At 41.1% G+C, this 13,185-nt stretch carries 10 protein-coding genes and 1 riboswitch; of the genes, 3 read left to right on the top strand and 7 right to left on the bottom strand.

The window, feature by feature from the left end; translation table 11 throughout:
* Nucleotides 1–32: 32 nt before the first annotated feature.
* The 3 genes from typA to BLR93_RS12655 all read right to left on the bottom strand — a co-directional run bounded on the left by typA (nucleotide 33) and on the right by BLR93_RS12655 (nucleotide 4,069).
* Nucleotides 33–1,862, bottom strand: a complete 1,830-nt coding sequence (gene typA / locus BLR93_RS12665) for a translational GTPase TypA (RefSeq protein ID WP_093215169.1) — start codon at nucleotides 1,860–1,862, stop codon at nucleotides 33–35.
* A gap of 165 nt (nucleotides 1,863–2,027) precedes the next feature.
* Entirely contained in the window at nucleotides 2,028–3,374 is a 1,347-nt protein-coding gene (locus BLR93_RS12660; protein ID WP_093215166.1) for a sensor histidine kinase, read from the bottom strand.
* Entirely contained in the window at nucleotides 3,371–4,069 is a 699-nt protein-coding gene (locus tag BLR93_RS12655; RefSeq protein ID WP_093215163.1) for a response regulator transcription factor, read from the bottom strand. The genes BLR93_RS12660 and BLR93_RS12655 overlap by 4 nt, the downstream gene beginning before the upstream one ends.
* 177 nt (nucleotides 4,070–4,246) lie before the next feature.
* Here BLR93_RS12655 and BLR93_RS12650 point away from each other — a divergent pair, with 177 nt between their 5' ends.
* The 3 genes from BLR93_RS12650 (at nucleotide 4,247) to BLR93_RS12635 (ending at nucleotide 7,472) form a co-directional block, all read left to right on the top strand.
* A complete protein-coding gene (locus BLR93_RS12650) occupies nucleotides 4,247–5,545 on the top strand; it encodes a S1C family serine protease (protein ID WP_093215160.1) in 1,299 nt (432 codons plus the stop codon).
* A gap of 1,036 nt (nucleotides 5,546–6,581) precedes the next feature.
* Complete coding sequence (locus BLR93_RS12640) at nucleotides 6,582–7,034, top strand: GNAT family N-acetyltransferase (protein WP_093215156.1); 453 nt, start codon at nucleotides 6,582–6,584, stop codon at nucleotides 7,032–7,034.
* A gap of 45 nt (nucleotides 7,035–7,079) precedes the next feature.
* Complete coding sequence (locus BLR93_RS12635; RefSeq protein WP_093215153.1) at nucleotides 7,080–7,472, top strand: GNAT family N-acetyltransferase; 393 nt, start codon at nucleotides 7,080–7,082, stop codon at nucleotides 7,470–7,472.
* A 76-nt stretch (nucleotides 7,473–7,548) separates the two neighbouring features.
* Here the strand turns inward: BLR93_RS12635 and BLR93_RS12630 are convergent, their stop codons facing one another.
* From BLR93_RS12630 to BLR93_RS12615, 4 genes are all read right to left on the bottom strand, one after another.
* Complete coding sequence (locus BLR93_RS12630) at nucleotides 7,549–8,250, bottom strand: TraR/DksA C4-type zinc finger protein (RefSeq protein WP_093215312.1); 702 nt, start codon at nucleotides 8,248–8,250, stop codon at nucleotides 7,549–7,551.
* A 120-nt stretch (nucleotides 8,251–8,370) separates the two neighbouring features.
* Entirely contained in the window at nucleotides 8,371–8,817 is a 447-nt protein-coding gene (locus tag BLR93_RS12625; RefSeq protein ID WP_093215150.1) for a GNAT family N-acetyltransferase, read from the bottom strand.
* A 624-nt stretch (nucleotides 8,818–9,441) separates the two neighbouring features.
* Nucleotides 9,442–10,485 (bottom strand): ribonucleotide-diphosphate reductase subunit beta, encoded by a 1,044-nt coding sequence (locus BLR93_RS12620; protein WP_093215148.1) that lies wholly within the window; start codon nucleotides 10,483–10,485, stop codon nucleotides 9,442–9,444.
* 16 nt (nucleotides 10,486–10,501) lie between these two features.
* Complete coding sequence (locus BLR93_RS12615) at nucleotides 10,502–12,778, bottom strand: ribonucleoside-diphosphate reductase subunit alpha (RefSeq protein WP_342720569.1); 2,277 nt, start codon at nucleotides 12,776–12,778, stop codon at nucleotides 10,502–10,504.
* Nucleotides 12,779–12,921: 143 nt separating this feature from the next.
* Nucleotides 12,922–13,115: riboswitch (cobalamin riboswitch) on the bottom strand.
* Nucleotides 13,116–13,185: the final 70 nt, after the last annotated feature.

Raw genomic sequence — 13,185 nt, 5'->3', positions numbered from 1 at the left:
TCTATTTAACCGCTGTTTTTTCTATCGAACAATTATACAGTTTTTTTCTTTTTAGCTGCTTTTTCACGTTCGTTTTTATTTAGTATTTTTTTACGGAGACGAATTGATTCCGGAGTTACTTCGCAATACTCATCGTCATTCAAATACTCAATTGCTTCTTCTAAGCTAAGTGTACGCGTTTTTCTAATTGTAGATGTTTGATCTTTATTAGCAGATCGAACATTCGTCAAGTGTTTCTCTTTGGTGATATTCACCGTCAAGTCATTATCACGGTTGTGCTCGCCGACAATCATTCCAGCATATATTTCTGTTCCCGGTTCAACGAAGATAACTCCGCGATCCTCCAGACCCATAATGCCATATGTCGATGCTTTTCCGTTTTCCAATGCGACAAGTACACCTTGGCGTCTTCCGCCTACCGGGCCAGGAAGAACAGGCTCATAAGAGTCAAAAGTATGGTTAATAATCCCGTAGCCTCTGGTCTGTGTCATAAACTCAGTCGCATAACCAATCAATCCGCGGGAAGGCACTTTAAATTCCATACGTACCTGTCCATTACCATGGTTAACCATATCGATCATTTCGCCTTTTCTAGAACCAAGGGATTCCATCACAGCACCTTGGTGCTCTTCTGGAACATCAACTTGAACTCTTTCAACAGGCTCGCATTGTACACCATCGATCTCTCTGATAATTACTTGAGGTTTCGACAATTGCAATTCGTAGCCTTCACGGCGCATGTTTTCTATTAAAATCGATAGATGTAGTTCTCCACGGCCGGATACAGTCCAAGCATCCGGAGAGGCGGTTTGCTCTACTCGCAAACTAACGTCTGTTTCCAGCTGTGTCAAAAGCCGTTCTTCGATTCGGCGAGAGGTAATATATTTCCCCTCTTTACCAGCAAATGGACTATTATTTACAACAAAAGTCATTTGCAGTGTTGGTTCGTCGATTCTCGGGATTTCCATTGCTTCCTGTTGATCCTGAGGACATACTGTTTCTCCTACGTTAATATCTTCAAGACCGGCTAGAGCAATGATGTCTCCTGCTTTAGCTTCTTCGATTTCGATCCGCTTTAAGCCAATAAAACCGAATAGCTTAGAAACCCGGAAATTCTTAACTGAACCGTCTTTCTTCATCAAGGCAACTTGCTGGCCAACTTTAATAGAACCGCGGAAAATACGGCCGACACCGATTCTTCCCAGGTAGTCATTATAGTCAAGCAAGGTCACCTGGAATTGGAGGCCCTCCTCTGAATTATCGATAGGAGCAGGGATATGCTCCATAATGGTCGAGAATACCGGTTCCATTGTTTCTTCCTGTTCCGCTGGTTCATTTCCAGAAGTTCCATTTAATGCAGAAGCATAAACAACAGGAAATTCTAATTGCTCATCGTCCGCTCCAAGCTCGATAAATAAATCAAGCACTTCATCAATTACTTCTTCCGGACGGGCATTCGGGCGGTCAATCTTGTTAAGGACAACCACAGGTGTCAGTTTTTGCTCTAACGCTTTCTTTAGTACAAATCGAGTCTGAGGCATGCAGCCTTCATAAGCATCAACTACAAGCAGAACACCATCAACCATTTTCATGATTCGTTCTACTTCACCGCCAAAGTCAGCGTGTCCTGGTGTATCCAAAATATTTATGCGCGTGTCTTTATAGTTAATAGCAGTATTTTTGGCTAGAATGGTGATTCCACGTTCTTTTTCTAAATCATTAGAATCCATTGCACGATCATCGACATGTTCATTTTCCCGGAAGGTTCCGGAGTATTTTAACAGTTGATCCACCAAAGTCGTTTTTCCATGGTCAACGTGGGCGATTATCGCAATATTGCGAAGATCTTCTCTTAATTGCATAATAGATATACTCTCCTCTTTTGTATCGAATTATCTGCTCCGACTACAACCAGACTATTATAACATAAACACCACAAAGTTGGTATACTATTCCCGTTTTGGTATTTATCTAAAAGTGCTTTTCCATTCATAGCAATATTTCTCACACGAACCGTTCCAGACTGTCTACTCTTTATCATGGATATCTTCTGATAAAAAAATCGTGAACAAAGCACCACCTCGTGGTGATCTATCGACGGTTATATTTCCTCCAGACCGCTCGATGATTGCCCGTGAAATAGCCAGCCCAAGACCGGTTTCTCCGCCCTCTCCTTTAACAAAACGATGGAACAAATGCGGCATAAGGTCTTCGGGGACTCCTTTGCCATCATCCGCAACCATAATAGAGATACCCTCCGCTTTGACAACACTAATCTCAACGACGGTATTGGCGTGTCTAATAGCATTGGACACAATATTCATCATTGCCTGCAAAAGCTTTTCTTTATCGGCAGTTATTTCTGCCTCGTCAATCGTTCCATAAGTAACTTCCACGTTTTTATCATTGGCCAGCGGCAGGGCTCTTTCTAATGTTAGTTTAATTAAATCGGCTACTTTTATGTTTTCTTTCCGGTAAATATTTTCCTCGCTATCCAGCTTCGCCAGGAGAATCATTTCATTGATTATCTTTTTGAGGCGGCCAATCTCGGCAATCATCACCTCAAAGCCTCGTTCTGATTCCTCCCGCTCGAATACTCCATCTCTAATTCCTTCTGCATATCCCTGGATAGTCATCAATGGCGTTTTTAGTTCATGGCTCGCATTCTGAAAAAATTGGCGCTGAGATTGGATGTAACGCTGGAGTTCTTGAGCCATCTCTAAAACGCTTTGCTCCACCTCTTTGATTTCACCGCTTGCATGGATGGACTGGATATCATTAAACTGCCGTTTTTCAATTTTTTTCACTTGCTCCTTCAACCGGGTCAATGGCGTTACCAGCCGATTGGTCATAAAATAACTGAGCAAAACAGCAACAATAATGCCAACAGTGAATACGAGGAGCAGTGTTCGAATAAAGTTACGCTGTACTGCTTGCAAATCATCTAAAGGCGTTACTAAAATCAATTCCCATTCCGGAAACCTGGGAGAAAAGCTTATTTTCGATACGACATACCTTTCATTTCCAGCCTTCCATAAAGGCTGGTTGTCTTGGGATAAATCATAGTTATTCACCCAGTACTCTGCTACTTCTCTTGGAAGATTAGTGATAATCGTATCATCATTATTGTCCGTACTGTAATAAAAAAAACCTTGGAGCTTCAAGTCTTCCAGAAGACCTGATAACTGCTGGATATTAATACTGGGTGTTTCATTGATCATCCCTGTGATAATCCTGCCGTTCTTCTCAAGCTGGCTCTGCTCGTTTTGAATCAATAAATTGAGAATCAAAGAATAAATGGTAAACGCAGCGACTGACATTATAACGACCAGCAAAGTAGTGAATGCAATGTTCAGCTGAGACTGAAGCTTCATTCCGATTCCTCTTTTGCCGTTTTCAAACGGTATCCGTATCCCCATACCGTTTCTACCGGAAGGCCATCTATTTTTTTACGAAGCCGTTTGATCAGGTCATCCACGGCACGGTCACTGCCAAAGTAGTCTTCGCCCCAAACTTTGGTCAATAGCTCTTCTCGGGAAAAAGCACGATTTGGATTATGGATAAAGATATAAAGGATCTCAAACTCTTTGGCGGTTATTTCAACTTCATCATCCCCCCAAAATACTCTCCGTTCTTCTGGATATAAGACAAGACTTCCAGCATGGAGCCCCTCTGCTTCTTCCTCCTGTTTTGAAGGAATGGAATGATCAACCCTTTTGAACAGCCTTTTTACTCGCGCTACCATTTCTCTCGGACTGAAAGGTTTTGTCAAGTAATCATCTCCGCCTAATTCCAAGCCAAGAATTTTATCAAGTTCGTCATCTTTTGCTGAAATAATAATAATAGGCACATCACTCTCCTGACGGATTCTTTTACATAATTCATATCCATCTATTCCAGGCAGCATAATGTCGAGAATCCACATATCCGGTGGATTGTTCTTCCATAATTCCATCGCTTCTTCACCAGTTTCTACCACGGTGACCTGGTAACCCTCCTTCATTAAATATGCTGAAACTATATCACGAATATTACGATCATCTTCTACCACAACAATACGATGTTTCATCTATAATGCCCCCTTACTCATTGTTATTTTCGCATATTTTCTACGGAATTGGCTGGTCATGGTGCAATTCCACACTTTTTACACAATTTTACCAAAGGACTGCCGAATCCCGCCCCTACAATTGGAAGTGTAGAAGAAATACTCCAAATATAAAAAAACAGAAAGGTGTGATTTCAAATGAATGAAAATGAAAATCACAATGAAAATAAATCATTATATACCGAAAATGATTCGCCAGAATTCCAACAAACAGCCGAGCCTGAAAAACAACCGCAAAAACAGCCGAAAGGGAATAGCAGGACAGGAACGCTCCTGGGTGGAATCATCGGAGGTCTTGTTGTAGCTATTATCGGTGGTTTATTGATATCCACCAACATTTTACCATTACAGCCGCAAAATTCAGAGTCAGGAAGCACGCAAGATACACAAACGGCTTCTGAACAGACAAGCAATAATAACAATATAACGATGACGTCCAATAGTGATTCCTCATTGGATAGTGCGCTTGAAAAATCAGCCGGAGCCGTTGTTGGAGTATCGAATCTTCAGCAAACGAACGCCAGCATGTGGGAACAGCCGGAAAGCTCAACACAGAAGGCAGGAACAGGGTCAGGTGTCATATACAAAAAGGAAGATGGAAAAGCTTATGTAGTTACCAACAATCATGTAATTGAAGGAGCAAGCGAGGTCGAAGTTATTTTACCAGATAGCACCCATGTTGATGCGACCGTTTTAGGATCTGATGAATTAACAGACTTAGCCGTTCTGGAAATCGACAGCAGTAATGTTAAAACAGTAGCCACCTTAGGTTCTTCAGATAATTTAACTGTTGGCGAAACAGCCATTGCAATCGGAAATCCACTTGGCATGGAATTTGCCGGTTCCGTTACCAAAGGAATCATTAGCGGCTTGGAAAGATCGGTTAAAATGGATTCCAATCAAGATGGAACTGCTGACTGGACCACGGAAGTTATCCAAACAGATGCAGCAATTAATCCAGGAAACAGTGGCGGAGCTCTCGTTAATGGGAATGGAGAAGTAATCGGCATTAATTCGATGAAAATTGCCCAAGGTGCTGTTGAAGGAATCGGTTTCGCTATCCCAATCGATACTGCAAAACCGATCATTAATCAATTGGAAACAGAAGGTTCAATATCACGTCCATTTGTTGGCATTAGTGCTATGGATTTAGCCAGTGTGCCAAATGAACATAAGCAAAACACATTGCATTTATCTGAAGATGTAGAAGATGGGATAGTGGTTGCCCAAGTGCAAAATGGCTCGCCGGCAGCAAAGGCAGGATTAAAGAAATACGATGTTATCACGCACGTCAACGATCAAGCGATTGGGTCCATGCTTGATTTAAAAAAATATTTGTATGATGAAACTGATGTTGGCGAAAAAGTCGAAATCACCTTTTACCGGGATGGCAAAAAACAAACAAGCTCCTTAACATTGAGCGAACAGGAAGCCTAGGTAACAAATCAACTTTGGCGGAAATCCTCCCCCGAACTGCCGAAGTTTTATATAGATTCGACACCCTGCAAAAACGCAGGGTGTTTTCATTGCTTTCTCGTTTAAGAAAGGGAAAAAGTAGTCGGTCCATAACATACATCCCCTTGAAAAAACCGAACGATAACAGAATTTGAAGTTTTAAAAGGGCACCTTCAAGGCTTCGATTGATGACACAATAGTTATAAATGGCAACGGTACAATAGGTGTTAATAGTATCGAATAAGCGCTAATACACCGCGATTTCAAGTAAACCATAAGCATTTGTTTACGGCAGAAAACAGTACGGAGACTCCTGCGGGAGGAAAGGACTCGGTGAGACCCCGCAGAGTGCAAGCTCAAGGAGGCTCACCAGCCGCCCGCGGAAAGCGAAGGATTCTGCCGGCGCAAGTTTAAGCACCTAACCTTGTTAGAGGAAAAAATAGAGTTGTCACTGTGTCCGCAGTTTAAATGAAGCATTAGAATAGAAAAATCGAACGATTCCGAATGTTAGAGATTTCGAATCATCGTTCGATTTGTGCATTGGCCACTATTCTTGCCCCAACCTTTTTTTGGATTTTTGCTTTTTTTCAATTCCTCTTAAGAGGGAATGAAGTATTCCTAAACAGAAAGCAATTAATAAAAACAATAATAAAAACTGCAGGAAAACCAGAAGAAATATATTATTTAAATTAGCTGCAATCCAGTCGACCCCATAGTAAAAACTAATAAAAGCTGCCGCGGCGGTCAGTAAAAACAAAAAAGCAACTCCTGCTGCTGTTACAGGCCTTAAGGTTCGGAGTGTCGCTCTATATCGCATAACCAGATAAATTAAACTGAGTATAAACAGCACCAACAAAAAAATACTGCTCATCCGTACACCCCATTCCGTAAATTCCCTTAGTATTATCAGAACTTAACAGTAGACTTCCCTGTAAGATTTTGAATAAAACAAAAACACAGGTATGAGCTCTCAGCTAATTATTATAAAATTGTTATAATAAGGACAGGAGGAAAATAAATGAAAATTTCTGAAATAACCGTTCCTAATCACATTCCGTTTGAATTGCTGCTGACCGCTGATCCTAATCCTTTGCTAGTCAGGCAATATTTGCAGCAAGGACGCTGTTATGCGGCATACGATCACACGGACCTCGTCGGCGTATATGTTCTTAACAGGAATAGTCCTCAAGTTAACGAAATTATCAACATTGCTGTCCAACCTGATTATCAAAATCAGGGGATAGGAAGAAAATTGATCAACCATGCAATCGTAGAAAGTGAGATACAAGGATGCCGCGAGGTGGAAATCGGCACCGGCAATTCCAGTATCGGCCAACTCGCTCTTTATCAGAAATGTGGTTTTCGCATCAAGGCCGTAATCAAGGACTTTTTCACAAATAATTATCCTGAAGAAATTATTGAGAACGGCATTGTCTGTAGAGATATGATTAGATTAAGCCGTTCGTTATAGAAAATAGGAATAATGGTTGGTGAATATTCAAGGAGGTATTAGCTTATGGAATATGTAATAAACGGAAAAGTATCCCCCGCCGAGCTTGCTAGCGTTTTTAAAGATTCAGGAATAAACAGACCATATCAAGATATGGAGCGTCTCGAGAAAATGTTGAATGAAGCAGACTTAATCGTCACTGCACGCAAACACGGTAAACTTGTTGGCGTTGCCCGGGCACTGACTGACTTTTGTTATTGCTGTTATTTATCTGATCTGGCCGTTGTGAAGCCATTTCAACAACAGGGGATTGGATCAAAGCTCATCAGCTTCGTAAGAAAAGAAATCGGTGAGGAAACAGCTCTAATCTTGCTTTCAGCCGCTCCTGCTATGGACTATTACCCTAGAGCTGGATTTTCAAAAGCAGATAATGCTTTTATTATTCCGAGAGTAAAGTAACTTTTTACATAAAAAAGCCATTCCCATCATAGAGAATGGCTTTCTTCTATTTGGTGCGTAACAGCGTATATGGCCATTAGTCGTATAAAATGGAGTCTACCTCGTTTTCATCCAGATAGTCTTCGTACTTTTCATGGTTTGGATTTACTCCACTAAATTTCCCATCCATATCAGCTGTTAAAAAGTTTTCTACGTCTTCCGCGCCGCCAACCAATTCATCCGAGTTAAAAAACATGTCTTCATAATCCTTTTCAGTATCATAAAAATCTGAAGGACCATCAGAAGAACCATACTTTTCAACGCGCTGCCAGGAATCTTCCGGATCAAAAACTGTCGATTCTTCTTCATCCACTTCTGTTTCCATTTCGTTGACACTGGGATGGAATACATCTTCTTCTGCCGGGCGGTCTTGAGAAATATGGTCTTCCGCATGATCGATGCACCTGCTCGTCGTTGGCATTGCCAACAACCGGTCGGCAGCAATTTCTTGCCCACATTCTTCACAAACGCCGTAATTGCCATTTTCAATGGCATTTAGAGAATTATTTATATCCTTTAACTCTCTTTCTGCATGGTCATTCAGGGCGATATCTTTTTCCCGCTCAAAAAGCTCAGAACCATGGTCACCAGGATGATTATCATAGCTGGAAAGTTCACCAAGGGATTCTTTGATTAATTCGTATTGCGTTCCATAGTGGTCTTCCAAGTGGTCCACTAGGTGCTTTTTTCGCTCCACTAATAATTTTCTGCATTGTTGCATTTGTTCTTGGTTAAGCACCAACAATCGCCTCCTGACAATCCAAACCTTTGGCGGAGCATTTATTAGTATAACCACTGGATCAACCACACAACCAGAAAAGATATTGGAAATTAAGGCGCAGAATTCTCCCTTTATTGTTTACTTCAAAACGAGTTGCATATCTATGTGGGGAATGCCGTCATCAAGGTATATTCCGGAAATTGCTTTAAAGCCAAAGGAGCTATAAAAATTACGCAAATACGCTTGTGCCTGGATTTTTATTTCCTTTTCCTTCCATTCTGTAGCGATATACTCAATAGATTTTCCCAGCAATGCTTTGGCGAAACCTTTTTTCCGGTGCTGACCATGTACCAACACCCGGCCGATAGATGCCTGTGGATAAACTGTTTCGCGAGGAAGGAGACGGGCATAAGCTATAATTGTGCCGTTTTCTGCGTAAAGTAAATGAACAGCCTGTTTATCATGGCCATCGAGTTCACGGTAAGGACAGTTTTGTTCAACTACAAATACATCGATTCTTGTCTGAATAATGGCATAAAGCTCTTCTGGGTTCAGTTGTTTGAATGTTTTTAGCTTCCAGCTCATCAAATGCCTCCTTAAATAGCGTGCTGCCAGCAGCTTTGTTTATACGTATAGTATTTATTTTAGGCAGCCGACCATTTCTGTAAAGTATCCAATACTTTTTCATCCAAAAAACGAGGTAGGGACATAACATACATCCGCTTACAATAACCGAACGATGACAGCGCAGGAAGCTTTAAAAGGACATCTTTAAGCATTCGATTGATGACGCAATGGAATATATATGGCGATTAACAGTAGTATCAGATAAGTATTCGTACTGCGCTGCGGAAATACACTACGCTTTCCGCGGGCGGTTGGTGAGCCTCCTCGAGCTTGCGCTCTGCGGGGTCTCACCGAGGCCTTTTCTCCCGCAGGAGTCTCCGTGGATTTCCTCCACTGAAAGTCTGTGTACTGTCTTCAACCAACAGCCCTAACATCGCAGCCAAAAAAGCTCCTTAATTTTCAAGGAGGCTGAGGCCGTGCCCACGGAAAGCAAAGTGTGCTGCTGCACAAGTTTAAGCACCCAACCTTATTAAAATTCGAAAAGAAAAATCGAACGAGTTCGAATCCTAAGGATTTCGAATCATCGTTCGATTTTTGCTTTGGCACTATCCTTTTGTCCCAATCTCGCCCCTCACACATTTTTTAAAGATCATCAAAACCGTTATCTGTATAATTCACTTTCGTATATTGTCTTGATTTTTGTTCGAAAAAGTCGGATTTGCCTAAATCAACTTCCTCATAAGCTTTTATCCAGCGCAATGGATTTTTGGTTATGTTCGGATAGGGCTTTTCATAGCCAAGCTGCTTACACCTTGTGTTGGCATAAAACTTAATATAATCTTCTACATCCTGCAGTAAGATACCGTCTATTTTATTCCCGATAATATGCCGGGCCCATTCAATTTCCAAGTGAGCTGCTTGCTTAAAAGTGTCATATACAAAAGTTTCTAACTCTTTTGTATTGTATTCCGGATTTTCTGCTAAAACTTCCTTGTAGATACGAACAAATAAATCTACGTGGAGTTGTTCATCCCGATTGATGTAATTAATCATTGTCGATGTTGCCACCATTTTCTGGTTCCTGGCCAGATGGTAAAAGAAAGCAAATCCAGAGTAAAAGAACAAGCCTTCCAGAATAACATCAAATACAATGGATTTGAGCAAGTTATCGATGCTTGGTTGTTCAGCAAAGGCCTGGTAACCATCTGTTATAAAATCATTTCTCTTCTGCAAAATGGGTTCTGTCCGCCAAAATTCAAAGACCTCGTCTTGTTTCTGCTTAGAAACCAGGCTTGATAAGACATAGGAGTAGGAATGATTATGGATAACCTCCTGCTGGGCCAGGATGATCATCAAGGCATTCAAACTGGAGTCTGTTAAATAATCAGCAACTTTGCCGGCATAGTCTGTTTGGATACTATCAAGCAGTGCCAGCAGTCCAATTATTTTTAAAAAGGCTTCCTTTTCGTCTTTAGAAAGTTCGGGAAAATGCTTCATATCCTGGGACATATTGATCTCAAAAGGGGTCCAAAAATTCGAAAGCATTTTTTTATATTTGGGATAAGCCCAGGAAAACCGCACATCATCCCAATTGAGTATATTTGAACTCTGACCGTTTATAATACTTGTTGAATTATTCGGAGCTGTTTTATCCATTAGCTTACGTTTATTTAGAGATACAGTCATATTTTTTCCCCTTTCTTTAGCTGGAACATGATTCGCAATCAATTAAGTCAGATGATGTTGAGCGTAAATAGTAAGTCGTCTTAAGACCGGATTTCCAAGCATCCATATGAAGCGCTAATAACTCTTTTGCCTGAACTGTATTCGGCACATACATATTGAAGGACACGCTTTGGTCAATATGCTTTTGCCTAGCTGCGTTTTGTTGAATGCTCCAGTGCTGGTCCACAAAGTAAGCAGACTTATAATACCAAGTGGTTTCTGCATCTAAGTCTGGAGCTGTAACAGGAATTTTATAATCCTTCTTTTCTTCCGAATAAAACTTTTGGAAAATAGGATCAATACTTGCCGTACTTCCTGCAATCAAGGAAGTCGAGGAGTTCGGGGCAACGGCCATCAAGTAACTGTTGCGCACGCCAACTTCCTGCACTTGTTCTTTCAACTTGGCCCAATCCACTTGGGTATCCTGTTTAGCTGAATAACCCTTCTGGTCAAAATACCGGCCATTTTCCCAATCAGAACCGGCGAATGCCGCACAAGCTCCCTTTTCACTTGCAAGTTCCATACTTGATTTAATGGTGAGAAAAGCGATTTTTTCATAAAGTTTATCTGCATATTCAACAGCCTCATCGCTTTCCCATTTAATTTTTTTCAAAGCAAGCAAATGATGCCAGCCGAATGTTCCAAGGCCAATTGCCCGGTATTTTTGATTCGTGATCTGAGCTTGTAATACAGGAATGGTATTCAAATCAATGACGTTGTCCAGCATTCGCACCTGGATTGGGATCAGCCGCTCAAGGACTTCCTCAGTTACTGCTCTTCCAAGATGGATGGAGGACAAATTGCATACTACAAAATCTCCTGGTTGTTTATTAATGACAATTGCACCGTCAACAGTCTGTTGTTCTGTTACAATGGTTGGGCTTTGATTTTGGGTGATTTCCGTGCATAAGTTACTGGAATATACCATGCCCAGATGACTATTTGGATTGTGGCGGTTTACTTCATCACGGTAAAACATAAATGGTCCGCCAGTCTCCAATTGGCTTTTCAACACCCGTTTCATAATATCAATGGCCGGCACTTCTTCCTTGGTTAAATCCGGATGGGCGACACATTCCCAGTACTTCTGCCGGAAACTTCCGCTGCCTTTTTCTTCATCATAGTAATCTTCCAAAGAGTAACCCATCACTCTTCTAACTTCATGAGGATCAAACAAGTACCAGTTTTCCCTGGCTTGGACTTGTTCCATAAATAAATCCGGCAGGCAAATGCCTGTGAATAAATCGTGTGTCCGGTAACGCTCGTCCCCATTGTTCAATTTTGCATCCAAAAATGAAGAAATATCTTTATGCCATATATCAAGATAAACACAAATAGCGCCTTTACGCTGTCCGAGCTGATCAACGCTGACAGCCGTGTTGTTTAGCTGTTTCATCCATGGCAATACTCCGGAGGATGCTCCGTTAAACCCTTTAATAGCACTGCCTCTGCTTCGGATTTTGCCTAAATAAACGCCAATCCCTCCGCCATTTTTAGAAAGGTTAGCGATGTCGGTATTACTATCAAATATTCCCTGCAAACTGTCATCCACTGTATCGATGAAACAGCTTGATAACTGGCCATAGCTCTTCCCCGCATTAGAAAGCGTCGGAGTAGCAACCGTCATATATAAATTACTTAATGCCCAATAGGCTTCTTTTACTAAGGATACACGCTTTTGCTTTGGCTCGTTTTTCATTAATGTCATGCAAATAATCATAAACCGCTCTTGTGGAAGCTCAAATACTTCCCCTTGATAATCCTTAGCGATATAACGGTCTGCAAGGGTCCGCAGCCCAATATAGGTAAACATAGCATCTTTTTCAGGATCAATTTCCTTGGCTAATTCCGATATTTCCTGTTTAGAGTACGTATCTAGAAGCCCTGGATGATAAATGCCAATATTAGTTAAATGAGTAACTAAGTCTATAAAAGCGCCGTATTTTTGGTTAGAATCGTATCCCCTATTGATAGAAGCCTGTTTGTATAGTATTTCTAAGTATAAAGCAGAGGCGACATACGTCCAATTAGGTTCATTTTCATCTAAGTAAGCCAATGCCTCCAAGATCAATTGATGGACCCATTCTTCATCAGATAACCATGGCTTCTGCTCAAGTACCTTTTCGCCATGCTGAAGCAATGACTCTATATCCATCTCAGGAAACCTCTCACCTAAAAGTTTTTGTATGCTGGTTTTCCAATTGCTTGTTTGTACTTCTGTTTCCATCATAATTGTTTTCCTCCTCTTCTTTATCCAACGCGACAGCTTAATTTAGACAGAAAAAAATCCGCCCATGAGTGACATGAGCGGACAGAAAACGACAGAAATCAGTTATAGAATGAGAAAATACCTCTATATCTTGGTCTATCGTTTTCATCCCCCAGTCCCCGAAGAAATGAAACACGCAAGCAGAGGCAGGTCTCCTGACTTGTGCTTCAGCCTACTAAAGACCTTCCCAAATCGCCGCCGGAAAGCTGATCGATTTAGTGGAAATTCTCTTTCGTCCACACTTACAGTTGCGGGGACAGTTCCGGATTTTCACCGGATTCCCTTTTCAGACAAAGATGTCACCTTTACTCGCATATAAACTACATATAGTGTTTGTTTTTAATTGAATAACAATATATTGTATTAATTATGACTTTATCATAATCATTTTT

The sequence above is a fragment of the Sediminibacillus albus genome (assembly GCF_900101125.1).
Lineage (GTDB): Bacteria > Bacillota > Bacilli > Bacillales > Amphibacillaceae > Sediminibacillus > Sediminibacillus albus.
Note: the sequence above shows the minus strand (reverse complement) of the source record. Positions and strands in the feature narration are given on the sequence as shown.